General features: G+C 57.8%; 22 protein-coding genes. 14 read left to right on the top strand and 8 right to left on the bottom strand.

The window, feature by feature from the left end:
• Positions 1–36: 36 nt before the first annotated feature.
• Together Poly51_RS07755 and Poly51_RS07750 are read right to left on the bottom strand one after the other, a co-directional pair.
• The gene (locus Poly51_RS07755; RefSeq protein WP_146456018.1) at positions 37–810 is read right to left on the bottom strand and encodes a lipoate--protein ligase family protein; all 774 of its coding nucleotides are present in this window, start codon (positions 808–810) and stop codon (positions 37–39) included.
• Between the two features lie 8 nt (positions 811–818).
• Positions 819–4,298 carry an ABC transporter permease gene (locus tag Poly51_RS07750; RefSeq protein ID WP_146456016.1) on the bottom strand — a complete coding sequence of 1,160 codons (3,480 nt, stop codon included), beginning with the start codon at positions 4,296–4,298 and terminating at the stop codon, positions 819–821.
• Between the two features lie 242 nt (positions 4,299–4,540).
• Here Poly51_RS07750 and Poly51_RS07745 point away from each other — a divergent pair, with 242 nt between their 5' ends.
• A complete protein-coding gene (locus Poly51_RS07745; RefSeq protein ID WP_246114333.1) occupies positions 4,541–6,571 on the top strand; it encodes a TolC family protein in 2,031 nt (676 codons plus the stop codon).
• 95 nt (positions 6,572–6,666) lie between these two features.
• Here the strand turns inward: Poly51_RS07745 and Poly51_RS07740 are convergent, their stop codons facing one another.
• Positions 6,667–7,407: a dienelactone hydrolase family protein gene (locus Poly51_RS07740; protein ID WP_146456014.1), complete on the bottom strand. Its 741-nt coding sequence runs from the start codon at positions 7,405–7,407 to the stop codon at positions 6,667–6,669.
• Positions 7,408–7,534: 127 nt separating this feature from the next.
• Here Poly51_RS07740 and Poly51_RS07735 point away from each other — a divergent pair, with 127 nt between their 5' ends.
• Positions 7,535–8,458 (top strand): PepSY domain-containing protein, encoded by a 924-nt coding sequence (locus Poly51_RS07735; RefSeq protein ID WP_146456012.1) that lies wholly within the window; start codon positions 7,535–7,537, stop codon positions 8,456–8,458.
• Between the two features lie 130 nt (positions 8,459–8,588).
• Here Poly51_RS07735 and Poly51_RS07730 read toward each other — a convergent pair whose 3' ends face one another.
• On the bottom strand, positions 8,589–9,824 hold the full coding sequence (locus Poly51_RS07730) for a cell surface protein (RefSeq protein ID WP_146456010.1): 1,236 nt from the start codon (positions 9,822–9,824) through the stop codon (positions 8,589–8,591).
• A gap of 193 nt (positions 9,825–10,017) precedes the next feature.
• On the opposite strand from Poly51_RS07730, the gene Poly51_RS07725 reads away from it, so the two are divergent.
• Entirely contained in the window at positions 10,018–10,437 is a 420-nt protein-coding gene (locus Poly51_RS07725) for a DUF6384 family protein (RefSeq protein WP_146456008.1), read from the top strand.
• A 41-nt stretch (positions 10,438–10,478) separates the two neighbouring features.
• On the top strand, positions 10,479–11,972 hold the full coding sequence (locus Poly51_RS07720; protein ID WP_146456006.1) for a hypothetical protein: 1,494 nt from the start codon (positions 10,479–10,481) through the stop codon (positions 11,970–11,972).
• A 59-nt stretch (positions 11,973–12,031) separates the two neighbouring features.
• Here the strand turns inward: Poly51_RS07720 and Poly51_RS07715 are convergent, their stop codons facing one another.
• From Poly51_RS07715 to Poly51_RS07700, 4 genes are all read right to left on the bottom strand, one after another.
• A complete protein-coding gene (locus tag Poly51_RS07715; protein WP_146456004.1) occupies positions 12,032–13,834 on the bottom strand; it encodes a hypothetical protein in 1,803 nt (600 codons plus the stop codon).
• A 3-nt stretch (positions 13,835–13,837) separates the two neighbouring features.
• Positions 13,838–14,341, bottom strand: a complete 504-nt coding sequence (locus Poly51_RS07710; RefSeq protein ID WP_146456002.1) for a hypothetical protein — start codon at positions 14,339–14,341, stop codon at positions 13,838–13,840.
• Positions 14,342–14,539: 198 nt separating this feature from the next.
• Complete coding sequence (locus Poly51_RS07705; protein ID WP_146456001.1) at positions 14,540–14,923, bottom strand: hypothetical protein; 384 nt, start codon at positions 14,921–14,923, stop codon at positions 14,540–14,542.
• Positions 14,920–15,393 (bottom strand): tRNA (cytidine(34)-2'-O)-methyltransferase, encoded by a 474-nt coding sequence (locus Poly51_RS07700; protein ID WP_146455999.1) that lies wholly within the window; start codon positions 15,391–15,393, stop codon positions 14,920–14,922. The genes Poly51_RS07705 and Poly51_RS07700 overlap by 4 nt, the downstream gene beginning before the upstream one ends.
• A 163-nt stretch (positions 15,394–15,556) precedes the next feature.
• Here Poly51_RS07700 and Poly51_RS07695 point away from each other — a divergent pair, with 163 nt between their 5' ends.
• From Poly51_RS07695 to Poly51_RS07650, 10 genes are all read left to right on the top strand, one after another.
• Positions 15,557–16,252, top strand: coding sequence for a hypothetical protein (locus tag Poly51_RS07695; RefSeq protein WP_146455997.1), 696 nt, complete (start codon positions 15,557–15,559; stop codon positions 16,250–16,252).
• A 129-nt stretch (positions 16,253–16,381) separates the two neighbouring features.
• A complete protein-coding gene (locus Poly51_RS07690; protein ID WP_146455995.1) occupies positions 16,382–17,659 on the top strand; it encodes an HD domain-containing protein in 1,278 nt (425 codons plus the stop codon).
• Positions 17,656–18,399 carry a glucosamine-6-phosphate deaminase gene (nagB, locus tag Poly51_RS07685; protein WP_146455993.1) on the top strand — a complete coding sequence of 248 codons (744 nt, stop codon included), beginning with the start codon at positions 17,656–17,658 and terminating at the stop codon, positions 18,397–18,399. The genes Poly51_RS07690 and nagB overlap by 4 nt, the downstream gene beginning before the upstream one ends.
• A gap of 17 nt (positions 18,400–18,416) precedes the next feature.
• A complete protein-coding gene (locus Poly51_RS07680; protein WP_146455991.1) occupies positions 18,417–19,325 on the top strand; it encodes a fructosamine kinase family protein in 909 nt (302 codons plus the stop codon).
• A gap of 16 nt (positions 19,326–19,341) precedes the next feature.
• Complete coding sequence (gene hisF / locus Poly51_RS07675; RefSeq protein ID WP_146455989.1) at positions 19,342–20,109, top strand: imidazole glycerol phosphate synthase subunit HisF; 768 nt, start codon at positions 19,342–19,344, stop codon at positions 20,107–20,109.
• Positions 20,110–20,211: 102 nt separating this feature from the next.
• Positions 20,212–21,789 carry a bifunctional phosphoribosylaminoimidazolecarboxamide formyltransferase/IMP cyclohydrolase gene (gene purH, locus Poly51_RS07670; RefSeq protein WP_146455987.1) on the top strand — a complete coding sequence of 526 codons (1,578 nt, stop codon included), beginning with the start codon at positions 20,212–20,214 and terminating at the stop codon, positions 21,787–21,789.
• On the top strand, positions 21,790–22,578 hold the full coding sequence (gene trpC / locus Poly51_RS07665; RefSeq protein ID WP_146455985.1) for an indole-3-glycerol phosphate synthase TrpC: 789 nt from the start codon (positions 21,790–21,792) through the stop codon (positions 22,576–22,578).
• Positions 22,571–23,860, top strand: coding sequence for a glycosyltransferase family 87 protein (locus Poly51_RS07660; protein ID WP_146455983.1), 1,290 nt, complete (start codon positions 22,571–22,573; stop codon positions 23,858–23,860). Before trpC ends, Poly51_RS07660 begins: the two co-directional genes overlap by 8 nt.
• Positions 23,861–24,043: 183 nt before the next feature.
• The gene (locus Poly51_RS07655) at positions 24,044–24,880 is read left to right on the top strand and encodes a glycosyltransferase (protein WP_146455981.1); all 837 of its coding nucleotides are present in this window, start codon (positions 24,044–24,046) and stop codon (positions 24,878–24,880) included.
• 2 nt (positions 24,881–24,882) lie between these two features.
• Positions 24,883–26,277, top strand: coding sequence for an NAD(P)/FAD-dependent oxidoreductase (locus Poly51_RS07650; protein ID WP_246114332.1), 1,395 nt, complete (start codon positions 24,883–24,885; stop codon positions 26,275–26,277).

The following is a 26,277-nucleotide window of genomic DNA, read 5'->3' as shown; positions in this document are numbered from 1 at the left end:
GCTTTGTGGCTCAAAAAGATTTTAGTGGAATGATCGTTAGTGTCGGACGTGCCATGCCGCCGAATCGTATCGATCGCGTCGCAATTGATCGATTTGGTCAATCCAGGCCGCCGCGTTGATCGTTTTGGTCACTTGGAACTGAGTCATCAAATCGGATTCGAATCGATTCGGGTCGATCGGGATGTTGGTCACAAATTCGTCGTGATCGCGGCCGTCTCGATATTCGGGTTGCCGCGGCGCGTGGGTCAAACATCGAGCTAGCAGTTCCAAGTCAAAGTCGTGCAAAATCGTCCCGTGATACAGCAAGTGTCGGCGGGCGACCCGCAGGCTATTGCCCGAACATTTTCGATTGTTCCAGGTCAGATCGCAAATGCCCTGCATCGCCGCATCGGGCAACTGCGCCATGACGGAACGCAAAATGTGTGCCATCACATGCTTGTGCGCGGCGTCAATTTTCTGCAACTCCGGTTTTTCATCAAAACTCAACACGACGCTGTACATCAAACAGCCTGGCCCACCCACGACGGACGCGCCGCCACTGCAGCGACGAAGCACCGGGATTCCGCTGGCTCGACAGAAATCTTGATCGACTTCGTCCGCGATTCGCGATGATCGCCCCAGGATCACCGTCGGTGAATCGAACTGCCAAACGCGAATGAACTCGGTGTCCACATCCACACGTTCATCCTTACCATGGGCATCCTCGCTATTCGCACGGTCGGCGATCAGCAGCATCGTTTCGTCCGTCGCCAATTGATCGGCCGCGGTGACCGCGATGCCTGGGCGATTCAATTCGGTCACTTGGTGCATGGCGAAACTCACTCTGACCGCAATGATTCGAGCAGCGGCATGCGACCGACGCGTGCCACCGCGACCAGTCCTGCCAACATTCCGGCCACCATGATTCCGACGACGATCAAAACCGGTTCAACGATTGGTAACTCGGTGCCGCTGATGTACGAATAAGGAACGACCGCAATGATCGCACACAACGCACCGCATCCGATTCCCGCCAGCAACAGAAACGCGGTCTCGCCCATCACGACGGTTGCCAAGCGGCGCCGCGTGAATCCGATCGCTCGCATAACGGCCAGTTCTACACGACGATCCAAGACGCTGCGCAGTTGGGCAACCGCTAATCCCACCGTGCCCAACAACAACCCGAGCGCACCAAGGCTTTGGAAGGTCCGCAGGTAAGTGTTCTGGACCGCCAACATGCCTGCCAGCACGTCGTCACTTCGCGACACATCCATCCCCACATCACCCAGTCGGTTTTCCAGCGTTGATGCAACACCATCGGCATCGTCTGGCGGTGCCGCGATCAGAAAGTAACGATAGCCGCTGATCGAAGGAAAACTGTGTTCAAAGTTGTTTTCGCCGATCATCATTCGGCCCTGCAGCATCGAATTGGAAAGCAGTCCGACGACCCGAAAGAAGGTCGGCTGACCCGATTCATATTCGAACGAACGAACTTCTCCGATGCCGCCCATCATTTGCAGACTCCACATCGCGGTGTTCTGGTCCAGCACGACGGGGATCGGGTCGGCTTGGGTGCCCTTAGCATTCTTGGCCAGCAGCATCCACGCGGACTCGCCATCGGGCAATTCGTCCGTCGCAATCCAATCAAACTGTCCGTCGAATCCGTCAGGAACTCCCACGACGGTTGGGTGCGTCGCTTGATACAAATTATTGCAACTCGCATCGTCACCCAATCGCATCCGCAGCGGAATGACTTTCGTGTTGGCGAATCGCCCGGCATCCGGCCCCAACAATTCCGATTGAACCGACGCATCACCCAAGTCGCGATAGAGCGGCTGAGCGGATTGGGCAACCAACGAAAACCCACCCGTGCCTCGCTCGGTCGGCGACAAGCGAAACGCACCGATGGCAATGATCAGGAACGCAGCCGTTGCCATCAAGCCGATCGTCATCGTGCTACGCATCGGATGACGCGAAGCGCTTCGCGAAATCATGCTACCCAACGAGTAAGGCGAATCACCTTCACTGCGGGTGATTGATCGAGGTTGCCTCAATCGGTCATAGATCAGTACCAAGCCCGCCATCAACAACAACATGCCACCACCGATGAAGCCGCCAGCCGCGGATTGTCCGCCGGCCCTCGCACCCATCACGGCAATGACGATCGCGACGGCAATCATCACCGCACCCAGGATCGGCAAACGACTCTTGCCTTGGCGACGTCCGACGGCAGTATCCAAGTCACGGCCCGACAACAACGCTTGTGCATCGAACTTCAATATCCATCGCAGCGTGATCGCCATCGTGGCGACTGCGACGATCCATCCGAGCAAGCCACCGACGATGATGCTGGCCCATGACCAATGAAACGTCAAAAATGGAACCGTCACCGCACCGACCCACCATGAACGCAGCGCCCAAAGCACCAGCATCGCGTACGCGATCCCGCCGGCGATGCCGATCAAGACGCCCACCGTCGCCACCAACAAACCTTCGCCCAGTGCTACCGACCGAACTCGCTCGGGTGTCCAGCCGATCGCCATCAGCGTACCAAACTGTTTCGTGCGCCCGACCATCCCCAAGCGAAACAGCATCGCAATCAACATGATAGCCGAGAAAATCACGAAGAAACTGAGTGCCAAAAACAGACCGTCAAACGGCGTCGTTCCTTTTGATGCTGCCAATTGTTGAGCACGTATTGGTCGAATCTGCCAACCGAGATCGTCCATTGCCGGCCGCAGTGCCGATAGTATCTTTGACTCCAACCCGATAACGTCGGATGATTCATCAGCGGCGAACCGAAGTCCCGTCGTGTCACCGAATCGGCTGCCGAACAAACGTCGTCCTTCGGCCAAAGGCAGGAACGCCTTGGGAGTCAACCGATGGTTGTTCCAGTAAAGATCGTCTTGCTTTGAAATGGTGCGCTGGAGCGCGAAGGGTAGATCCCAATCGCTGATCGAGTCCTGATCCGTCACGCCCGGAACGATCGGCGTCAAACCGGGGTCATTGAAGATCGTCGGAAATTGATCAAACGTCGCGTCGCGGCGACGTCGATACGGCGTCGCCGGTTCGGTGATCGGTACGATCTGGGTGATGATTGCATCGAAATGACGTTCAACTTCGTTGCCGTTTTCGACTTCCGGTTCGTAATAGGCGACGCGTAGCCGCGTGCCGACGGCGGCGGACAATTCGTTCGCGGTCCAGTCGTTGATAACCATCGGAACGACGCCGCTAGCATCTTCGGACAGATCGTCGGGAAGCGTGTAATTTAAAGCACCACTGCTTGCACTGGAGGTGCCCAACGTATCGACGGCCGAGATGGTGCTGTAAGCGACGGAGGCGACCAAATTGCCAGACGCGTCTAGTCGCTCGATCGCGTTTGCCAAATACGTCAACACAGGAACGGCGGTTTCGTCCTTCAACGTCGCGCCGATGCGGTCAACGACGGGCTCCGGCAACAGCAATCGGTCACCTGTCAACGAATCGTATTGAAAGACCACGTTGCCATCATACGACTGTGTGATGCGGCGAAGGGACAATCCGTAGGCGGACAGGTCAAGGTTCAAGTCGTCGGGTGTGACTTCAGAATCAAACAGCAACAGGTTTGCTTGGCCGGCGCGATCGAGCGTATCGGCCACGACCGAGCGTGAAACATAAACGTTCGATGGCGCCGCTTGGCTGGGCGAGATCGCGAATCGCCCTAGGCCGCGATCGGCGATGATGTCCAGCACTTTCATCCGCGGCAAACCTTCGCTGCGAATATCACGCCGACCTAGCGGGCTGTCGGCAGGCACGGCCTGTTCGGTGGGCAGTCGCAACGTCACTTCATCACCAATCTCAACGCCCAATTCCTTCGCCGCCGACGTGTTCAGCACCACGCCCGAATCGTTGGGAAACGCTGTGGGCCGGATATCGGAAACGTCGAGATCCCAAAAGTCATCGTCGGCGGCGATGATTTGAATCTGGCCCGCACGTCGCAGCGAACCGCTGTCATCGCGAGCCTCGACGGCGCCGGTCGGAAAGTAGATCAACGAAACCACCGAGACTCCGTCGCGAACGATCCCGTCCGACGGGACGAACGCCCCGGGAGCAACGACGGATTCGGTTCGACCGAGACGCTCGATCGTCAAACCCTGCAAGCTGCCTCGCATCGAATCGCCCACCAACAGCGCACCGACGATCACGGCGGTTGCTGTCGCGACGCCCAGAGCGACCGAAGTCGAAATGCGCCAAGAATGGCGAGTCCCAGCGGCGATCATCCCGCCGATCGTCAACGCTGGCGTGACTTTGCCTTGTCCGCTTTCATCGTTTCCAGTCATCGCAAACCATCGTCATGGGTTGAAAGTGTTGATCGACGTGCCTCTATCCACGTCAATGGTTCTATGACGATCGTGTCGATTCGACCAGCATGGTTGACTTTGCGGGGACAGTCCAAACCTTGTCATAACGGTTGCAACGGTGTCCAGACGCGAGTTGGCGATAGGGATCCCGGTGTTCCGATAGCGTCAATCGGGTACCAGGACGGTGCCCCTCAGTTTACTCGGCCGGGGAAAGGATTCCTTTGCTACCGCGACACCTCTTTCCGAACCCGGTGCATAGCGCGCCGTCGTACGTCACGATTGCTGCCACTTCGTTGCTGGTTGGTTCGACGTTGTTGGGGTGCTCGTCCGGTCGATGGGCAAAGAAGGATGTTCCCCAGGCTCGCCGCGACACGGTCGTAAAGACAACGCCGGTCGATGCCCAGCAGATGCTCCTGGACGAATCCGAGTCGCTGTTCCAATTGGCATCGGCATCAACTCGATCGACATCAACGCAACAGGTTTCCACCGTCGCGGCGAAGCTGCCCAATTCCACGACAGCGATCGAGACTTCCAACAAATCCGACGGCGTGGTCACGCTTGCCGAGAACTTGACGCTCGGCGATAGCGAGATGATCGAAAGTGTGGTCGCAGCGACCGCGTCAATCACAGCACCGCTGCGTCCCCGAGATTCGAATTCCGTGCCGGATCATTTTTTCGATATGACCGAAGCCGAGATGTTGTCCATCGCGATGGCCAACAGCCCCGTGCTAAGACCGCTAGGAATTCGCATCGTCGAAAATCCTGCTGCCGTGACGACGGTTTACGATCCGGCGATCGCTTCCACTGATCCATTCTTTGGGCCCGCTGCGGCACTTTCGGAGTTCGATACAAGGTTGTCGGCCGGCCTGAGTTCACAGAACAACGACCGCGTCTTCAACAACGCGACGTTGGGTGGCGACGTTCAGGAATTGACCCAAGACTTGGCGACGCTCAATACCGGTGTTCAAAAACGCGGCCACTCAGGAACGCTGTTCGATTTCAATACCGTCCATGGCTATGACAACAACAACCGAGCCGGAAACAGCTTCCCCAACTATTGGGAAAACCAGTACGAAGTCGGCGTTCGGCAACCGATTTTGCAAGGTGGCGGACGCGAGTTCAACTTAATCGCCGGCCCCAACGCACGGCCAGGCTTCAAGTTCAGCAACGGAATCTGGATCGCTCGGTTGAACAATCGAATCAGCGACGCCGAATTTGAAATCGAGTTGCGGAATTTTGTTCGCGACTTGTACAGCGTGTACTGGGACTTGAAACGGCAATACAAGAACTACGAAAACGTACTCGCCGCTGAATCGGTCGCTTACGATACCTGGCAAAGCGTTTGGGCGAAGGCCGATTCCGGTGTCACCGGTGGCGAAGCGAACAAAGAGGCTCAGGCCCGAGCCAAGTACTACAGCTATCGCCGACAGGCCCAAATCGCATTGGGCGGCGACGGTTCCCAGGACGGTCTGTATGTCGTCGAACGCAGACTTCGCCAAATGATCGGTTTACCCGTTGTTGATTCACAACTGATTCGCCCGATCGATGCCGTCGCAACGGCGCCGATCACGTTCGACTACGACGCGCTGATCAGCCGGGCGATGACGTACCGCACCGAGCTGATGAATCAGTCGCTTCGGGTTCGCAAAGAAGAACTGCTGTTGGTCGCGGCGAAGAACTTCCTGCTTCCTCAACTGGACTTGATCGGTCGCTATCGACTGCGAGGCTTCGGTGACGACCTGGCCGGCAATGACGGAGGCCAGCGTTTTGCCAGCGCCTATAAAGACTTCTTCTCGCTCGATCACCAAGAGTTCGAATTCGGCGTTGAGATGGGCGTCACGGCGGGCCGTCGACAAGCTCACGCCGCCGTACGTCATGCGGCCCTGCAAATCAATCGCGAACGAGTCGTCCTAGCCGAACAGCAGCGCGCCGTCCAGCACCAGATCAGTGACGCCCATGCTGGCGTCGCGTCGACTTACGCAGCGATGGAAACATCGACGGCGCAAGTCGAAGCCTCTCGCACGCGCTTGGAATCATCGGAAGTTCTGTTCGAAGCCGACAAGCTGCAAATCGAATTCCTGCTCGACGCACAAGAAGAATTGTTGCGAGCCGAAACGCAGTTGGCGGGCGACCAGACTCGCTACGCGATGGCGTTGGTCGAGATCAACGCGGCAACCGGATCGTTGCTGTCGGACTTAGGCATCCACGTCCAAGACACCGCCTGCCGAACGCATACGCTGTTCATGCCATAGAGGCATAACGTCGGGTCCTTGATGGGCGGCTTCGATAATCGTAGCGGGCAAGTTCTCGCATGTTGAGCGATGCCGATCTCTTTGGATGCCTGCGTCTATTTCAAGCAGGCCGTGAAATGCTGGACTGTCATAGCGTTGAGCAGTTGTGCAAGCGCCGGGTCATACCGATGGCCTTCGTCTCGCATGAAAGCGTGTTCACCGTTGAATTCATGCCAAGTGAATTCGATTTCGGCCGCTGTCATCGCTTCGTAGATCAGCCGCCGACCTTCGTTTGGAATATGAGGATCCTGGCGACCCCAAATCATCGCCATCTCTCCTTGGATCTCGGCGATGCGATCCAAAGTGTCGTCGGACATTCCTTTGCCCAAGCTGCGTTTGTGAATGTCGGTCGCGTAAAAGCAAACAGCCGCTTTGACTTCGGCGTTCATCGCAGCGCGAAACGCCAGATGCCCGCCTAGGCAAATTCCCGCCGCGCCGATTCGCCCGGTACAGCCCACGTCATTGCGAAAGAAATCGATCACCGCACGGGCGTCGGCGTCATAGCTGGACAACGCCTTGGTCGTTTTCAGTGCGTTCCCACGATCGGTTCCCGACTGGTCATAGGCGAATGCTTCGCCGGGTTCGGTGAACTCGTGGTAGACATCAGGCACCGCAACGATAAACCCATGCCCGGCAATCATGGCCGCCGTGCGAGCGATTGGACCTGTCATTTGATAGATCTCGGCAAACAGCATCACCCCTGGATACTTGCCCGGCCGATCGGGCCGGAACAAGTGGGTGTGCATGGGGCCCATCGCGGTGTCCAATTGAACGGAGGAGACGGGTTGGATGCGCATGCTAGAACCTTCCTTCAGAGTGGCCGGACGACGGATGAAGCGGATCAAGACGGGCAATGGTACCTGACGCTTGTTTTGGCTCGACCAAAATTTTCCTACTTGCACCTGAGATTGCGTGAGACCGCCCGTGACAAACGAAACCGAATCCAAGAATCGTAAGCGTCGTACGCGTTTCACAATGGTGCTAAGACGCGTGCACTTGTACGCCGGATTGTTTTTGCTGCCGTGGGTGTTTCTGTATGGCATCACTGGCGCGATGTTCAATCACTACGGACTGTTTTCCGAAGCGAATATTGTCGACGTCCCGTCGTCTGCTTTGTCGGGCTCGGCCTTGGATGATTTTCCGTCGGCCGACTTGCTCGCCCAGCAAGTCGTGGAACAGCTTCGCTTGGCCGTACCCGATGCGAAAATCGAAATGGTCGACAGCCACCAACCCGAGTTCGTGAACGACGTCATATTGCAAGTCAAGGAAGACAAGATCAAACACCTAGTTCATATCGATCCGGTGGCTAAGTCGGCCTGGGTGGCATCATCGCCGGACAAGAAGTACCAGCCCGACGCGATGTTGGCCAAGATTCGAAACGTCGATGTGCCATCACGCCCCTACGAGCTTGCCAAGACTTCCGTCGCCAGCGTACTCGAGTCGGCTGGGATCGGCGCCGATGGAAAATCAGAGCCACAGGGGTGGTGCAAGTTGAATTTCCTAGCAACCGTCGATGGCACGCCCGCTCGCGTGACTTACGTGTTGCGAGACGGGCACGTCGACGTCAGCAAATTCGAAGGCAAGTCAGGCATGTCGCCAAGGCAATTTTTCATGCGGTTGCACACGTCCCATGGCCGGCCACCCCACTGGAACGCACGCATGATGTGGTCGCTGTTCGTCGACATCATGGCTTGTGCGATGGTCGGCTGGGGGGTCACCGGATTAGTAATGTGGTGGCAAATCAAGCGAACGCGGTTGATCGGCGGGGCAGTCATGATGCTGAGCATCGCAACCGCCATTGGGCTGTACTACGGCATGATCCACTTCTATGCTGCATCCAAGCTTTGAATCGGCGGAAACGGATTCCGCCTTTGATCGCTCGATGAATTGCCGATCAACGTGCAAGGTTTTTTAGCGTCAGGTCTTGGGGAGCCAGGGCCTTGCCGTTTCCGGCAGGCACCCTTTGCCTACCAGCCTGTTAGCTCAGCTTGTCGCCACGGGCATGTTTGGCGAGCGTTTCTTGGTAACGCTTTTTGCCTTCTTCGACCGACTTGCGAATCGCCTTGGTACTTGCATCGGATTCTTTGCGAAGCTCGGCAATCATTTCCAACGACTCGATCTGGAAACCGCTGATCGCGTCGACTAACTTCTGCACCGATTCGGGATCGATGGTGCTGCCGTAACCGGCGCGAAGGGCGGCCCGTTCGAGTTCGCGGCCCAGGGTAGCGACGTCTTCGAGTCCCTTGTTCACGCCTTCTTTCATGGCCTCGGTCGCTTGCGTGACTTCGTGCAATCCATGTTGGCTGGTGTAGACCGTTCCCAAAATGGTGAAGACGTGTTCGTTGGTCGTAAAGAAGGTGACCGCACGACGATAGACACGTTCCTTGACGTCGTGCGTTTGCTTCAGCTTCGTGATCAGCGTCTCGCCAACGTCGTATCCGATTTCAAGATTCTCGGCGATGTCTTTGAGCAGTTGATACGTTTCGTCTTCTTTCTCGTACGCGTAACGAGCTTCGTCGCGTTTGAGTTCCAGTTGGCTCTTACCGCCTTCGTCGGCGCCGGTGTACTGGTCGAGTGCGGTTTGGGTTGCCGCGAGAGCTTCCTTGGCCGCATCGAGTACGGGCAATTGCTTGTCCAGGATTTCGCGAGCGAGGACTTCGGCTTCCTTCAGCGCGAAACGGAAGTCGATGTAGCCCTCCATGATAGCTTCTTCGCTCTTGAGCGCTTCCTTGGTGTCTTTGGCGACTTCGCTATACGTTTCAACGATCTTTTCGAAGCGATCGTTTGGTGATCCACGCCGCATCTTCATCCACCAATTGGACACCTTTTCGGTGCCGCTGATCTTGCCGTCATCCAGTTGCATGATCAGTCGCTTGCTATCTTCCCGGACCGAGTCGAACATCTGAGTGATGTCCATATAGCGGTTACCGATCTTGATGCTTTCGACGTTCTCGCGGACCAATTGGTTGAACGAACTCATGTGTTGGATGACTTCCGCGATGGCCAGCACCTTGTCTTCGTCGAGGTGTTTGACCTCTTCGAGCAGGTTGATCATTTCTTGTGGGGCCGTGTTTTTGCTGTCGATACCGAATTTTTTCAGCACGACGACCGCGCGGTCGAGATATTCCTTCATCGACTTCATGTCGCGAGTCTGCTGGGCCGATTCGGCTTGCGAAGAGGGGTTGGGCGCAGACGCTTGAGCTTGTTCTGACATGGCCGGGGAAGTCTCCGAGAAAGAGGCGTGCGTTTTCGGGTGAAAACTGCGTATCAATCGTACACCCGTAAGATTAGCGCTTGGTCGAGTCGGCTGCAATCGTGCCACCCTGCCGCCAGAGTGCCGTTTTCATAGAATAGGCAGACTGTTCGGTTTGTTTGATCCCCACTTTTCCTTTGGAAGCGTCCGCGAAATGCCTTCGGCCTCAGCCAACGCGCAAGCCACCGCCCCAGCGTCGTCATCGCTAAATTCCCAAGAAATGCCCTCGCCGCTGGAGAATCTGTCGCTCCAGGAGACGCTGCGGGTAATGGATGTGGCGCGTGAGATGCGGGATCGTCGCGAAACGGCCGAAGAGATGTTCCGCCGCGATGACCTGCGGGCTTCGCTACGAGAAAAGCTGCTTCGGACAGCGCGATTGTCCGGCGACACCGTCACCGAAGCCGAGATCGATGCCGCGATTCGGCAGTACATGGACACGTTGCATGTCTTCCAGGAACCGGCGCCGGGGATGAGCAGGTTCATGGCCCACTGTTGGGTTTGGAGAAACCGCATCATGGCGGGCGCGGCGGCGGCCGCAACGGTCGTTGGTGCGTATTGGTTCTTGTTCGCTTAAGTCACCTCCGCTTTCGTTCTCTCGTCAGGTCAGACCTCCCGATGCCGATCTCTGGACCCGTTGTTCATCAGCAATTGATGGATGCCTATTCGCAAACCCAAGCACTGCTCGAATCGGTGCGCGCTCGCATCACCGAAGCGACACAACAGCGCGATCAATTGGACGATACCCGAAGCGAATCGTTGGTGAAGCTGGCCGAGTTCTATCTGCCCGATCTGACGCCGGAATCGATTCGGGCGACGTGGGTCGAGGTCCAGCCGGCGATGTCCCAAGTATTTCGTCGCAAGCAACAGCAGTGTGACCACCTCCACACCGAGCTTACGAAGTTGGATGCACGGCGGCAGACCGAGGATGCGACGTTGCTGACGATCAATCACGACCTTGACGAGCTGATCGAATCGCAAAAGCAGTTGGCAGACCAAGTCGAACAGCAGCTTCGCCAAGATGGCCCGTTCGTCGAGTTGGCCGATCGCGCGGCCGTCGCGGAAGCGGCGCTAGAGCGGGCGGAAGCAAACTTGCACGAGATCGAACAGGATTCGGCTAGAAAGCTGCCGGCGTACGAAGCCAGTACGTTGTTCAAGTATCTTCAGGACCGAAAGTTTGGGACGGCGGAATACAAGCATCGTGGCTTCACTCGCCGCATGGATCGCTGGGTCGGCAAAATGGTCGACTACAACAAGGCAAAGCAGGGCTACGATTTTCTAAAGAAGACACCCGAGCAAATGCGCCAGATTATCGCCGATGATCGACAATCGCTTGACGTGGTGATGGACGAACTGGAACGCCGTCGCGACCACGTCGCCGCTGGCTTGGGCTTGCCGGCCAAGATCGAAGCGAACTCGGCAATGCAACGACGCCGAGACGATCAGATTCGGATCCTCGACAAGCTGATCGCCGAAACGAATCTTGTTCAATCGCAGTTGACGGAAGCAGATGATCCGCGTGGGACGTATTACCGCGAGGCGATCGACTTGTTTCGCAACATGTTGCAGCAAATCGATTCGCGTGATCTTAAACGTCGAGCGACATCGACGATCGATTTGACGGACGATCAAATCGTTGCCCAGTTGATGAACGTGGAAGCCAAAGTCGGATCATACGACGAAGCGGCCCAGCAGCATCAGAACGAGACGTTGAAGATCCAGGCTTTCTTGGAAGACATGGGACGATTGATCCAACAGTTTCGGTCGGCGGGATTCGATTCGGCGCGATCACAGTTTGTCGGTACGTTGGATGTACCGATGCACGTCAACCGTGCGATCCAGTCCGGCAATGCCGAAATGTTGTGGAGCGAGATTCGCAGCGCCCAACGATGGGGGCCGACGGCAATGGAACAGATCACAGCCGTCGCGACGCACCCGATGACACAGGTGTTGATCAACGCGATGGCACACGCGGCCGGTGGAGCTTTGCAAGAACACGCCCGCCGAGCCGGCCGCCGCCGCAACACTCAGGACCGATCATGGATTCAATCGGGTGGCAGCAGCTCCGGTCGTGGCTCGGACAGCTCCTGGGGCGGCGGCATTCGATGGTGATTCCCGTTCACTGCACCTAGGCGGTGCACCCTGTCACTGCACCTTTTCACTGCACCTTTTCACTGCACATTGGCAGTGAAGTATCCCGCGTCGGCCCATTGAGGCTGAAGGTCCAGTCGCCAAACGAGCGACTGCATCGTCGCCCCATGTTCTTCTAGGTCGGGCAGCGTTCCCAGCGGCACCATCATGTAAGCGACGCTAGGCAGCGTAATCAATCGCGTGATTCTCGCTTCCATTGTGACACCCTTCACCACGCCGATCACGGTTTCGAAATCGCCGACCGACGCCATTGAACTGGCGTATGCGGCGTCCATCGTCAATGGTCCATGCGTTGCCGTGATGCCAAGCGATCGATTCAGATCTTCCGCAGCCGATCCGCCAACATCAGGTGTCGCGACGGCCGCATAGTGAAGTCCGTCCAACGGCACCATGCCGACTTTGCTGGTTGGCGAAAGACGAAGCAACGTCTTCTCGTGGACCTGTTTGCCCAATAGTCTTGTCGCGGCCTCGTGAACGACCCAGTGACTTGGGGCGCTGATGCGGTCAGGCGCAACGGGAATCGGTGCCCCCAGGCGAGATAAAAACTCAGGCCGGATCGAAGATTCGACGATCGACTTTTCCACTAGCAGTGCAGTGGACGCGGGAACTTTCTCGCTCGCTCGACGCGTCTGTTCGCTGGCGAAACGTTTTCGCCAAGCCAAGGGTTCAGCCGTCGCTCGGCGGTAGGCCTCAATCTGTTCCGTGAACCCCGGATCTTTGGCCGCCAATTTCGCAAGCGCCGGTTCAAAGGACTTGCCAAAATCCTTTCCCGTGTAGCCCATCCGGCGCTGTAACACGCCGATGCGATCGATCAGTTGTCGATGCAAATCTCTTACCTTGGTCGCCGAAGTCGATGCCGCGGAAGCCTCGACGAGGGCGACGAGCGAGGCGGTCGCCTTGGTCTTTAGCTCGGTGGCTTGGGCATTTCGTTCCGCCCCGTCTCCGATCTTAAAGGCAAACTCGATCGTCGCGGCCTGGATCAAACCCGTCGATGCGGATTGCCACTGGGCGGCAAGATAATCGAATGCTTCGACGGGGCCACCCGATACTCCTTCGCCAAGCGTCGCAGATTCGCCTTTGACGATTTCACCTACGACGCGATCCGCTTGGTCGGCGAACTCAGTCGCGGGCACGGATCGTGCAGCGGCAACTTCCGCGGCGGCCGCTGCATATTTCTTTCGCAATATGGGTGCGTACTGACCGGTTGCACTTCCGATAACTGGGAAAAAATCGGAATCCAGCCGGTCTCGCTCTTCCGGCGTGAAGTGAATCAAGTCGGCGGACAGTTCATATCCTTTCGATTCCATTTGCTGGACAACGACCTCCACTTTCCCCGCCTCGAGGGCAGCTTTCGCTTTTCCAACAAAACTATCGAGCTTAGGAAGGCCTCGCGTCAGCTTCGACCCCAGCTTCTGTCGCAGTTTCTGGCCCGCGGGTGTGCCTCGAAACGCAAGCGCCTTGTTGGCCATCGGTTGCAACAGCATCTGCGTCGTATTCGCAATTTCATAGCCCGCCGGTTCACCCATCAATTGCAACGTTTGGGCGTCGCGAGTCAATTGCCAAATATCACCCGCAGCGGCGCTGATCGCTGAGCCTGACAACTTCGTCGGATCGTTGGGCGGTGCATGCATTTTTACCAAGTCGGCTTCGATGCGTTGCAGATTCTTATAGCACTTGGCCACCAATTCCTTGGCGCCGCTGATGGTGCCGTGGGCGTCCAGACCAGCCTCTAGCTTGTCGTCACTGGGGTTGGCGTGGCAGGGCATCGCCATGATGAACCCGACCAACGCACTGATTGCCACAAACTTCATTCGATTGACCATGATCTACTGACCTCCCTTTGCAACCGCGACCAGCTCACCGCCCGAAATGGAAACCGGCTTCCCATCCGAGCCCACAAGTTCGATCGCTTCGATGTTGGCCTTGATGGTTTGATCGGTCGGGTCCAGCGCCGTGAACGACACATTTGCCAACTTGCCCGGCGCTGTCATCGCGATCGGTGTCGTTGACGAAACTTGAAGGTAGACATCGCACGCCACCGTCGTTCCCGCCAAAGACGAAACGCTCGAAGCCGTCGTCGCACCATGCAACAGAATCGCTGGATAGGCTTTCGACGAATCGGTGGGATCATAGCTAGCGATCTGGACGAAGCCGGGGCGTCCATCCCCGATCGGCAACAGTTCAAGTGTTGCCGTGCTGGTCGGATCGATCGGCGTTGCACCACGCAGGGTGATCTCGCCCGAGGGTGGCAAATGCTCTTCGACGGCTTCGACGGTCGACTGAGCGATCTCTTGCGTCTTCGTCTTGGCGTCTTCAATCGCCTGCTTCATCTCGGCTTTCGAACAGCCAGCGGCGCACAGGAGCAAGAAAGTGAGGCCAAGCCAGTGGCCCGGAGGACTAAGCTGTATCATCATTTTTACCGCCGAGAAAAAAAACAAATTCATGCGTCCGTTAGGAAGCACAGACAACGTAGCGATCTTTGTTGCAAAGTCCGAACAAAAAACGCGGTAAAAAGCCATTCCCTTTCATCACCCCACCGGCGGATCCGCTGACCCATCGTTGGATTCCGTGCTGAATTCGCCGCGGAGCTCACCGCTGAGAACAACCGCCGGTTGGGGCCGACGCCCGTTGAACCAACGCAACATACCCATGCAGCTGGACAAAACGAGGGCCAGCAACAGCGGTGACGTGAACGTGAACATGATGAATAGGATATGCGGCGCCCGACCGCCGTCGGCGCCCAATGAGGCCGCCTTACCGCTCACCAGCATGCTCAGCTCTTCCTGCACTGCGGGAACGCGAGCGGCGTAAAGGAGCCCCGCCGACATCAGCGCGAAAACAACCATCATCAACATCATGAACCCAATGCTGATCTGTGGCGGTCGCCGGGACAATCGCGTTGGATGGCTCATGATCGCTCGGCTTGTTGTTGGCGAATTTGGCGTTGATGTTCATACAGCACGATGCCCGCCGTCGTCGCCAAATTCAAGCTGCGAACGTGCGACGACGTCGGCAGTGACAGCGACCGGGGGTCATCCGGGTCGAGGATCGTGTCCGGCAGCCCCGACGTTTCGCGACCGAATACGAACACGTCGTCGGGTTGAAATTCGGCGTCCCAAATCGTCCGCTTGGCGAATCGCGAAAGAAAAAAGAACCTTCGCGGAGCCAGTTGGCTGACCAAGTCGTCCCAGTTTGCGGCGTCGCCGAGTTCGAGATGTTGCCAGTAGTCCAATCCCGCACGACGCAGTTTCGTGTCGTCGATCTGGAACGCGGCCGGTCGGACAATCCACAGCTTTGCGTCCACGGCGACGCAAGTGCGCCCAATGTTGCCGGTGTTTTGCGGGATTTCGGGCTGGTACAAGACGACGTGAGCGGTGGGCATGGGGGGGAGCCAGGTTTCAGGTGACAGGCGTCAGGAAATCGGGTTTGGCTGCTCGGAGTCGGACGGCGGCTCGTCCCTACAATACCAAATCCAATGTCTGTTATTATCACGAGCACAGCCGAAACCTGACGCCTGAAACCTGACGCCTGAAATCTATTCATCCATGCAGATCCAAGTCACCTGTCCGAAGTGTTTGAAACGGTTTCAAGTCAGCGAAAAATTCGCGGGCAAAACCGGCCCCTGCCCGAGCTGTAAAAACCAAATTCGGGTCCCCGAACTGGACGAACAGGTCGTCATCCACGCGCCCGACGACGGGGCGCCCAAAGACAGTAGCGGCAAGAGTGTTTTAAAGCCCCTCAAACGCAGCGAGACCGATGTCACTCGCAAAGGGCTGATGATCACCGGCGGCGCAGTCCTGGCCGCGATCGGCGTGGCGATCGGATTGCGATTCACCGGTGGCGTTTCCACAGTGATTTTGGCGATCGGAGCGTTGGCCGTCGCACCGCCGCTCGTTTGGGCTGGATACACGTTCGTGCGAGATTCCGAGTTGGCGCCCTACGTCAGCGATGAACTTCGCAATCGAGTTTTGATTTGCTCGGCCTTGTTCGCTTCGCTGTGGTTGCTGTACGCGTTCGTGCCGGCCTATGTCGCCGATTACGAATCGCCGTCACAGATGTCGTTCATGTGGTTTGGGATCATCTTCTCGGTCATGTTGGCTGTGGGCGCGATGATGTCGGTCGGTTGCTTTGAACTTGAATTCACCAGCGGGCTGGCCCATGCGGGGCTGTACCTGATCGCGACTTTGCTGTTGGCGCTGCTTAGCGGCGCTGTGCTTGCGACCGGCACACCGCTTCCCTAGCCGAAGCGTTTCGAGTCTCGCTTTCTCGATCAGTTCATTCGATCAAAACGTCGCCTCATGCTGCCCGAAATTCAATCGCTTTACCAAACCGGCTCGTTAGTTCGGATCCCACCAGCACAGGACGTCCCGATGTCCGATCGCGTTCGGCGCGTGCTGGATACTTCACCGATCCGTCGCCTGGCATCGATCACCCAGTTAGGGATGGTCAGTCTTGTTTACCCCGGCGCGACGCACTCGCGATTCGAGCACACCCTTGGGGTCTACGGCAACGCCGTCGGCGTGCTGGCAAGATTCGCTGGCGATGCCGGGTTCGAATCGATGGTCGATGACCGATTGGCCGACGCGTTCGTTTTGGCGGCGTTGTTGCACGACGTCGGCCACTGGCCGTTTTGCCACCCGATCGAAGACATGCGAATCGCGGAACTCGGTGAACACGAAACCCGCATCGGCGGATGGATCGAACGATCCGAACTTGCAAACTGCATCCGTGACGATTGGGCATGTGACGCCGCCGACGTGCTTTCGCTTCTTTGCCCGGGGTCGGTGCGACCAAGCGATCACACGTCGGGGCACCGGTTTTTGGCATCTTGCTTGAGCGGCCCGATCGATGTCGACAAACTGGACTATCTGCAACGCGACAGCCTGCATGCCGGCGTTCCCTATGGCCGAAACTTTGACGCCGGTCGATTGATCGCATCGCTTTGCATTCACCCGCAAACGGGCGCGTTGGCGGTTGGCGACAAAGGTCGAACGGCCGCTGAGATGATGGTGTTCTCTCGCTACATCATGTTCAGCGAAGTCTATTGGCATCACACCGTCCGCGCCGCGACGGCGATGCTACAGCGGTGCGTATTCCTGTTGCAGCATCGGCTCGATCTGGAATCGACGCTGGGGATGAAGGAAGCCGAGTGGATCGCCAACCTACGCCGATCGGCCGAAGGCAGCGTCGCCGAACCGCTTGCCGAAGGACTGTTCGGTTCCCGTCGACGTCTTTACAAACGGGCTGCCGAATTCAATGCCGTTGATGGCGACCAAGTTCACGGACGATTGGCTCGTAAACCCTATTGGTGGCTGGTCGCCTTGGCGGAGCGATTGGCGGGGAGTCTATCCAGCAAGAGCGGAGTTGTTGTCCACGCGGTCGACGTTCTTGTCGATGCGCCGCCCGTAAAACTAGAAGTCGATATCAACATGGACGTCATCGGACGTGACGGCACAACAAGAACATTGGGTGACGTTTCGCCGGTGGCTTCGGCGCTGGCGAGTCAGCAATTCGACAATCACGTCAAACGCGTAAGAGTGTTTCTAAGAGATGACGTCCGCGACGAAGTCCTGAACAAGATCAGCGCCGGCGAATTGACCTTTTTGATCATGGAAGCGATCGACGCATTGGAGTCCGAACTGGCATGACGTCTTCCCCTCGATTGACCGTTGTCCCCTCAGCCGGCGATGTCGCTGACCAAGTTGCACGCCGCATTGCCGCGGCCATCACATCGAACCCCAAATTGGTTTTGGGGTTGGCGACGGGAAGCAGTCCCGTTGCAACCTACCAACGTTTGATTCAACTGCATCGCGATGAAGCATTGGACTTCTCGCAACTGACGACGTTCAACTTGGACGAATACATCGGTTTGGCATCGGACCATCCACAGAGTTTTCGCCACTTCATGCAACAGCAATTGTTCGATCACGTGAACATTGATCTGGCCAACACTCACGTACCCGATGGTCAATGCCTAGACATCGAAAAGCATGTTGCCGAATACGAATCGGCGATTGCGACTGCCGGAGGCATTGCAATTCAATTGTTGGGGATTGGGTCGAACGGGCATATCGCGTTCAACGAACCCGGGTCAGCCGCCGATTCTCGCACGCGTCAAGTTTCGCTAACTGGACAAACGATCCGAGCCAACTCGCGTTTCTTCGATTCGGTCGACGACGTTCCAAGAACGGCCATCACGATGGGAATCGGCACAATCATGGAAGCCGATCAAATCATCTTGATCGCGACGGGTGACGTGAAAGCGGACGCCATCGGGGACGCGATGCTTGGTCCGGTATCGCCCGATTGTCCGGCATCACTGCTGAGGATGCACAACGATGTGACGTTCTTTGTCGATGAATCGGCCTCGCCCAAGCGAGACGCTTGAAAGAGTGTCGGCGCGACATGGAATCATCGATCCGAAAACTCATTCCGAACGTCGTCGCTGTCACGAACGTGTCCACGGTGGGCGGCGGCTGTATCAGTGACGCCGCTCGCGTCGTGCTGAAGTATTCGGACGGAACTGCCGAAACTGTGTTCGTCAAATCGAACGACCGATCCTTCGCCGAAAATTTCGAATGTGAACGTGACGGACTATCTCGGTTGCGCGCGGCCGACGCGATCGAAGTGCCCGAAGTCATCGCCGGCGGCGTTGTAGACGGGCGAGCTTGGTTGGTGATGCGATGGATTGAATCGGGCCACCGCGGATCGAGCTTTTTTGCAGATTTCGGATGCTGCCTCGCGGCGCTGCATCGAACAACGCTGCGTCAAACAACACTGCACCAAACAACGCTGGGCACTGCCATCGGACTCGACCGGGACAACTATCTCGGTTCCGCTCGCCAACCGAACGCGTCTCGATCGACTTGGTCCGAGTTCGTCGCCGACCAGAGGATCGGGTTCCAGCTCCGATGGGCCGTCGATCAGGGGCTGGCTGATTCGAGTCTTCAACGCGACATCGAAACCATCGTCGGTCGGATGGACGAGTTGCTTGCCGGGCGAGACGACGAGACGTCGTTGCTGCACGGCGACCTGTGGAGCGGCAACTACTTGTGCGACGCCGACGGGCAGCCGGTGATCGTCGATCCGGCGGTTTACCGGGGCTGTCGCGAGGCCGAATTCGGGATGCTGAGGCTTTTCGGGTCTTGCCCCGCAGAATTTTATGAGGCTTACGACGATGCGTTCCCGTTGCCCGCCGGTTGGCAACGGCGAACGGGCGTCTATGTTCTTTATCATCTGATGAACCATTTGAACATGTTCGGCGTCGGTTACTTGGACCAGTGCCGATCGACCGTGTCGAACCTGCTTTCGTAACCCGAGATGACCGACCATGCTTGCTGCCCGCGTGATTCCCTGTTTGGACGTGTTCGAAGGCCGTGTCGTCAAGGGAACCAACTTTGTGAACCTTCGTGACGCCGGCGACCCGGTCGAAGTGGCGCGGCGATACGAAGCCGAGGGTGCCGACGAATTGGTGTTCCTAGACATCACGGCCAGCCACGAAGAGCGGGCGATCATTTTGGATGTCGTCCGGCGTACGGCCGAACAGGTGTTCATGCCGTTGACCGTCGGCGGCGGCGTTCGGACGGTCGACGACGTGCGAGCTCTTTTGTCGGCCGGGTGCGACAAGGTATCGATCAATTCAGCGGCCTGTACCGATCCCGACTTCGTCCGCCGCGCCGCCGATCGCTTTGGCAGCCAGTGCATCGTCGTCAACATCGACCCCAAGCGGATCGTCAAAGACGGCAAAGAAGTCTGGGAAGTCCACATCAACGGCGGCCGAAAACCGACGGGGCTGATGGCGGTCGAGTGGGCGCAAGAGATCGAACGGCTGGGCGCCGGCGAGATCGTGTTGACCTGCATGGACGCCGATGGGACTCGCGACGGCTACGACATCGAGATCACTTCGGCGGTCAGCCAAGCCGTTTCGATCCCCGTCGTGGCCAGCGGTGGGGCCGGTTCGCCCCAGCATTTGGTGGATGCGATTCGCGATGGCAATGCCGACGCGGCGTTGGCCGCCAGTATCTTTCACTTCGGCCAATTCACGATCGCAGAGACCAAACAAGCGATGCGAGAAGCCGGGATCGCCGTGCGTCTGTAGGCTCGCCCCGTTGACGTTTTGGGCTTTTGGCGATTACACAATGGCGGTTCGTTAAGCCACCTGCCTCGCGTTTTTCTCCGCGTTTGACCACTCCGGATCGCCATGACCGCCCCTGACGTCGTCCCCATCCGCACCGCCCTGATCAGCGTCAGCGACAAGCTCGGTCTGTCCGACTTGGCCGCCGGGCTGCAACGTGCCGGTGTCGCGATCTACAGCACCGGTGGCACCCGCCAACACCTGGAACAATCCGGAATCGAGGTCCATGACGTCGCCGAGTACACCGGGTTCCCCGAGATGCTGGACGGCCGCGTCAAAACGCTGCACCCCAAAATCTTCGGCGGCATCCTGGCGATTCGCGACCGTGACGATCACATGGACGCGATCGACGAACACGACATCATCCCGTTCGATTTGGTGGTGGTGAACCTGTACCCGTTCGCCGCAACTGCCGCGCGACCGGGCGTTAGCCGCGAAGAATGCGTCGAGCAGATCGACATCGGCGGGCCCAGTCTGGTTCGTGCCGCGGCCAAGAACCACAACGATGTTGCCGTCGCGACCAGCCCGCAACAGTACGGCGAGCTACTGGCCCAAATGGACGAAGTCGGCGGCACGGCGCACCAGTTTCGAAGCCAGCTTGCGGCCGATGCGTTCGAACACACCGCTGGCTACGACCGCGCGATCGCCGATTTCATGCGAGGCGAACCACTGGGCGGTGAATTCCCGGCCAGTTTGAGCATGACGCTTCGCCGCAAAACGCAGTTGCGTTACGGCGAAAACCCACACCAACGGGCCGCCTTGTATGTCGACCCGAACGTGCGAAGTGCGAACCTCGTCTCGGCTCGACAAATCAGCGGCAAAGAACTGTCGTACAACAATCTGCTAGACCTTGATTCGGCGCTTGAGATTGTTCGTGGCTTTGGCGGACCAGCCGTTTCCGTCATCAAGCACAACAACCCTTGCGGTGCGGCGACGGACATCAAGCTTGCCCGGGCATGCCGTAAAGCACTCGCCGGCGACCCGCTAAGCGCCTTCGGCAGCGTGCTGGGATTCAACCGAACCGTTGACAAAGAAACGGCCGAACTACTTTGTGAACCGGGATTGTTCATCGAAGCGATCGTGGCACCGGACTTCGAAGCCGAAGCCGTCGGGTTGCTGACCAGCAAACCGAAGTGGCGTGACAACGTCCGGTTGATGCAGGTCGGGCGCTTGGATACGCCGCCATCGTCGATCCAACGTCGATTCATTTCCGGTGGAGTCTTGGTGCAAGATGCCGACCGCATGACCAGTTCCATGTTGCAGTGGAAAACAGTCACCGACACCAAGGTTGTCGACGAACTGTGGGACGACGTTTCGTTCGCCTGGGAAATGGTCCGACACGTCAAGAGCAACGCGATCGTGCTTGCCAAAGACACGTCGCTAATCGGCGTCGGCGCAGGCCAAATGAGCCGCGTCGACAGCGTCGAGATCGCGATCGACAAAGCCGGCGATCGAGCCCAGGGTTCCGTGCTGGCTTCGGACGCGTTCTTCCCGTTCCCCGACTCGATCGAAGCCGCCGCCGACGCCGGTGTTGTCGCCGTGATCCAACCCGGCGGATCGCGCCGCGACGACGAAGTGATCGAGGCTTGCAACCGGTTCAACCTGCCTTTGGTGCTGACAGGACGCCGGCACTTTAAGCACTAAATGACAATTCTGGACAAGATCATCGACCAAACGCGGGTCACGATCGAAACGGATCGTGCCCGCGTGCCTGCGTCGGCACTCGAGTCGATGCTTGCCGATTTGCCAGCTTGCCGCGACTTTCACGGCGCACTTGCCGCCGGTGATGATGTTCAGTTGATTGCCGAAGTCAAAAAAGCCAGCCCGTCGGCAGGATTGATCCGCAAAGACTTTGACCCCGCGACTTTGGCCAAGTGCTATGCCACCGGTGGCGCCGCCTGCATCAGCGTGCTGACCGACGCGCCATTCTTTCAAGGATCGCTTGAATACCTGAAACAGGTCCGTGCCGCAGTCGACTTGCCGCTGTTACGAAAAGACTTCATCGTCGATCGATACCAGCTGCTGCAAGCCCGAGTCGTCGGCGCCGATTGCGTGCTATTGATCGCCGAATGCTTGACGCCAAGCGAGCTGAAACGACTGCACGACGAAGCGGCGGAACTGGGTTTGCAAACGTTGATCGAGCTCTACGAGCCATCCAATCTGGATGCGGTCCTGGCGACGGGAACTCGTTTGGTTGGCGTCAACAATCGAGATCTGAAAACATTCAAAACGTCGCTCTCGCACACCTTGGATCTGCGCCCGTCGATTCCTGACGATCGGTTGTTGGTCGGCGAAAGCGGCATTGTTACTCATGAAGATGTTTTGATGCTCGGCCGGGGCGGGGTCAAAGCGGTGCTGGTCGGCGAGTCATTGATGCGACAAAGCGACGTGACCGCAGCAACGCGACGATTGCTTGGACGTACGAATGGCTAGCCGTTTTGTGGTCGGCGACCGCCGATATGCGATCATCGCGTTTTTCATTTTCGCGCTCGGCGTTTTTTTGACGGCCGCCAGAACGGTCAAGCAGTATCAAACGCCTGGCCCGTTTGATCCCTCACGCCAAGGGATGTGCGACTTTCACAACGGAATCTATTTCCCCACCCGCGCGGTGCTGGACGGCATCAGCCCCTATGGCGCCGACTACGCCGCCGCCAACCCCGTCGCCCGCCAGATTCCGTTCTTCCTGCCTTCGATCTTGGTGTTGCATACGCCCTGGGTCGTGATGCCGTTGCACGTTGCCGAAGTCACGTACTTTCTGTTTTCGCTGTTCATGATCATCGCGATCGGTGCGGTCGTTTCCGCATCCATCGGGCGACCGATTCGTGCCGACTTGACGTTGGCCGTCGCGGCGGCGCTGGTGTTTTCTCGTGGCGGACACATCACTTTGTTTGACGGGTACTTCACGTTCGAATTGGTGTTGGCGACCTACTTGGCGATTCACTGGGGCGACCGACGACCGTGGCGGGCGGCGGTAATGCTGGCAGTCGTCGCATCCAAGCCGACTTACATCTTGCCGCTCGGTTTCATAATGCTGGCACGCGGCAATGTGAAAGCGATCATCATCGGCGCCGTGCTCAGCATCGTCGCCGCGGGAATCCCGTTTGCCTGGATTGCCTATCACGAAGGCGAAGGGGACATCGGCCGCGGCATCGAGATCCTGCGCAACGACTTCACAGAGTCTCAAGAGATTCACCGCGCCCAAGACGACGAGTCGCCCGTGTTTTCATGGACGCGAGTCGACGCACTGGCCGTGGTCGCCAAATGGGCGGGCAAAGATCCGAAGGAAGCGGCCCACCTGGTCGCGATGTTCGTTTTCCTGATCCCGTCGATGTTGCTGCTTCACCAGCGGCGACGGGCCGGATTGGACGACGGGTTGGTGGGTGTCACGGGCGCGTTGATTCTGTTGACTTCGTTAGTCAGTCTCTATCACCAATCCTATGACACCATGCTGATGGTCGGCCCGCTCGCCGCCGTGCTGATGAAAACGCCTTCGTCATGGGCGTCGATCTCTGGATTTTGGCGACTGGCGTTGGTCGGCCTATGGTCCGTTCCGCTGTTCAATTACGTCTCGACACGAATGATCATGGGGCGGATCGACGTCGGTCCCATGGGGGTTCGAGTGCTGACCAGCATCAATGGTGTGTGTTTGGCTGCGGGCTTGGTCATTTTGGTGGCCATATTGGTGCAAAAAAGGCCGACGCAACCAGGTGCTTAAGGGTGTTTCGGGCGACGCTGCAAAAAGTGTTGAAAAGTTCACCATGTAAAGTCTTGTGGAAGCGGGTTGTAGCAATGACACTGGAAATTCCACGAAGGAATCACCCCCCGATTGCCTCAGCTTGCTTCATTCGACACCCGCCTTCGACCCCACACCGGTTGGCTCAGGCCCACCCTTCTAAACATGAATCACGATCCGACCGGCCCGGAAACCCAGCAACAAGTCACTTCGCAAGTCGAATCCAATCATGAATCACGCGATTCGATTCGGTTTCGCCCGTCGAAGGTGTTCATGGCATTGCCGGCCTATAACGAAGAAGAAGCACTGCCAGAACTGCTAGAGCGGATCGGCGAAGCGTTCGCGGACAGCGGATTGCCCTACGAAGTCATCATCGTCGACGACGGCAGCAAGGACGACACGGCGAAAATCGCTTCACAAATGTCGTTTCAAATGCCGATCCACCTGGTCCAACACGAAGTCAATTCGGGCCTGGGCGTCACCATTCGTGACGGTCTTCGCGAAGCCGTCGACCGGGCGGGCGAGCGTGACATCATCGTCACGATGGACGCCGACAACACGCATCCCCCCGGGTTGATTGAACGGATGGTGGGCATGATTCACGAAGGTTGTGACGTGGTTATCGCATCGCGTTTCCAACCGGGTGCTCGCGTCATCGGCGTGCCGTTTGAGCGGCATATCTTGTCGATCGGTGCCCGTGTGCTATTCACATCCCTGTTCCCGACTCGTGGCGTTCGCGATTACACATCGGGTTACCGGGCCTATCGTGCATCGGTGATCCGCCAAGCATTTGCCGAACACGGCGACAATTTCGTCGGCGAAAAGGGCTTTTCCTGCATGGCCGACGTTCTGTTGAAGTTGCGTAGCCAAGGCGTCATGTTCGGTGAAGCACCGCTACGTCTGCGTTACGACCAAAAGGGTGGCGACAGCAAGATGCAAGTCTTCAAGACCATCTGGTTGACACTGAAACTGCTCGGCCGTCACCGCGTCGGGAAGAACTAGTTGTGACCGAATCGAATGCGAACGGCGCCCCGCGACGGACATGGTTGGTCGTCGGCGGTGGCGTTATGGGGCTGAAGATCGCCCGCGATCTGATCGGACGCGGCCAAGACGTCACGATTGCCGAATCCGCACCCGTGATGGGCGGATTGACCAGTGCCTGGCAATTGGGCGATGTCGTCTGGGATCGCTTCTATCACGTCACCTTGCTGAGCGATTCGAAGCTGCGTGACGTGCTGTCCGAAATCGGACTCGAAAACGAGATCGATTGGGTCGAAACCAAGACCGGGTTCTATGCCGGCGGCAAGCTGCTTTCGATGAGCAATACGGCCGAATTCCTGAGGTTTCCACCGTTGTCGATGATCGAGCGACTGCGTCTGGGTGGAACGATTTTCTACGCTTCGAAGATCAAGAGCTGGCGGCGACTCGAGAAGCTATCGGTCGAAAAATGGCTTCGTCGCTGGTCGGGTAACGGCGCGTTCGAAAAGGTCTGGTTGCCCCTCCTGAAGGCCAAGCTGGGCGACGCCTACAAACAAACATCGGCGGCTTTCATTTGGGCGCACACCGCCCGGATGTACAAAGCCCGTCGCAGCGGTGCGAAAAAGGAAATGTTCGGTTACGTGCCGGGGGGGTACGCACGGATTCTGGATCGCTGGGTCGAGGTGCTGACTCAAAAGGGACTGAAGGTGATGACATCGTCGCCGGTCACCAGCGTCGTCCGCGTCGACGACGGCCCCGGTCTGGACGTCACCTTTGCCGGCGGCGAATCCCAACGATTCGACAATGTCGTTTCGACGATCGCATCGCCGCTGATCGCCCGCTCTTGTGACGAGCTCACGGACACCGAAAAGTCAAAGCTCGAAGCGATTCGCTACCTCGGCGTCGTCTGTGCGTCGATGCTGCTGAAAGAACCGATCAGCCCCTACTACGTCACCAACATCACCGACACCTGGGTACCGCTGACCGCGGTGATCGAGATGTCAACGATTGTGAACCCGGACACTCAACTGGGCGGCAACCACTTGGTGTATTTGCCCAAGTACCTGCCGGATGACCACGAAGGCCTCAACGAGACCGACGACGACTACAAAGAAAAGTGTTTGTCGACGCTGGAAAAGATGTACGATTATTTTTCACGCGACAACGTGCTCGATTTCAAAGTCGCTCGGGCGAAGTACGTCGCCGCGTTGGCTACGATCGACTACAGCACCCAACTGCCACCGATCGTGACAAGCGTCCCCGGCTTCTATGCGCTCAACTCGGCGCACATTCTCGAAGGCAACTTGAACGTCAACGAGACGATCACGTTGGGCGAGACGAAACTGACCGACGAAGTCTGGCCCGATTTCTTAGCACGAGCCAAAACGGACCAGCCCGTCACCGACCTGCAACAGGCCTAA

Origin of the sequence: Rubripirellula tenax, assembly GCF_007860125.1 — a bacterium.
Taxonomy (GTDB): domain Bacteria; phylum Planctomycetota; class Planctomycetia; order Pirellulales; family Pirellulaceae; genus Rubripirellula; species Rubripirellula tenax.
Note: the sequence above shows the minus strand (reverse complement) of the source record. Positions and strands in the feature narration are given on the sequence as shown.

Excerpts from the sequence above, each read along its gene's own strand:
- Poly51_RS07755 (WP_146456018.1), bottom strand. The coding sequence starts at position 810 with ATGCACCAAGTGACCGAATTGAATCGCCCAGGCATCGCGGTCACCGCG.
- Poly51_RS07750 (WP_146456016.1), bottom strand. The coding sequence starts at position 4,298 with ATGACTGGAAACGATGAAAGCGGACAAGGCAAAGTCACGCCAGCGTTG.
- Poly51_RS07740 (WP_146456014.1), bottom strand. The coding sequence starts at position 7,407 with ATGCGCATCCAACCCGTCTCCTCCGTTCAATTGGACACCGCGATGGGC.
- Poly51_RS07730 (WP_146456010.1), bottom strand. The coding sequence starts at position 9,824 with ATGTCAGAACAAGCTCAAGCGTCTGCGCCCAACCCCTCTTCGCAAGCC.
- Poly51_RS07725 (WP_146456008.1), top strand. The coding sequence starts at position 10,018 with ATGCCTTCGGCCTCAGCCAACGCGCAAGCCACCGCCCCAGCGTCGTCA.
- Poly51_RS07720 (WP_146456006.1), top strand. The coding sequence starts at position 10,479 with ATGCCGATCTCTGGACCCGTTGTTCATCAGCAATTGATGGATGCCTAT.
- Poly51_RS07715 (WP_146456004.1), bottom strand. The coding sequence starts at position 13,834 with ATGGTCAATCGAATGAAGTTTGTGGCAATCAGTGCGTTGGTCGGGTTC.
- Poly51_RS07710 (WP_146456002.1), bottom strand. The coding sequence starts at position 14,341 with ATGAAGCAGGCGATTGAAGACGCCAAGACGAAGACGCAAGAGATCGCT.
- Poly51_RS07705 (WP_146456001.1), bottom strand. The coding sequence starts at position 14,923 with ATGAGCCATCCAACGCGATTGTCCCGGCGACCGCCACAGATCAGCATT.
- Poly51_RS07700 (WP_146455999.1), bottom strand. The coding sequence starts at position 15,393 with ATGCCCACCGCTCACGTCGTCTTGTACCAGCCCGAAATCCCGCAAAAC.
- Poly51_RS07695 (WP_146455997.1), top strand. The coding sequence starts at position 15,557 with ATGCAGATCCAAGTCACCTGTCCGAAGTGTTTGAAACGGTTTCAAGTC.
- Poly51_RS07690 (WP_146455995.1), top strand. The coding sequence starts at position 16,382 with ATGTCCGATCGCGTTCGGCGCGTGCTGGATACTTCACCGATCCGTCGC.
- nagB (WP_146455993.1), top strand. The coding sequence starts at position 17,656 with ATGACGTCTTCCCCTCGATTGACCGTTGTCCCCTCAGCCGGCGATGTC.
- Poly51_RS07680 (WP_146455991.1), top strand. The coding sequence starts at position 18,417 with ATGGAATCATCGATCCGAAAACTCATTCCGAACGTCGTCGCTGTCACG.
- hisF (WP_146455989.1), top strand. The coding sequence starts at position 19,342 with ATGCTTGCTGCCCGCGTGATTCCCTGTTTGGACGTGTTCGAAGGCCGT.
- purH (WP_146455987.1), top strand. The coding sequence starts at position 20,212 with ATGACCGCCCCTGACGTCGTCCCCATCCGCACCGCCCTGATCAGCGTC.
- trpC (WP_146455985.1), top strand. The coding sequence starts at position 21,790 with ATGACAATTCTGGACAAGATCATCGACCAAACGCGGGTCACGATCGAA.
- Poly51_RS07660 (WP_146455983.1), top strand. The coding sequence starts at position 22,571 with ATGGCTAGCCGTTTTGTGGTCGGCGACCGCCGATATGCGATCATCGCG.
- Poly51_RS07655 (WP_146455981.1), top strand. The coding sequence starts at position 24,044 with ATGAATCACGATCCGACCGGCCCGGAAACCCAGCAACAAGTCACTTCG.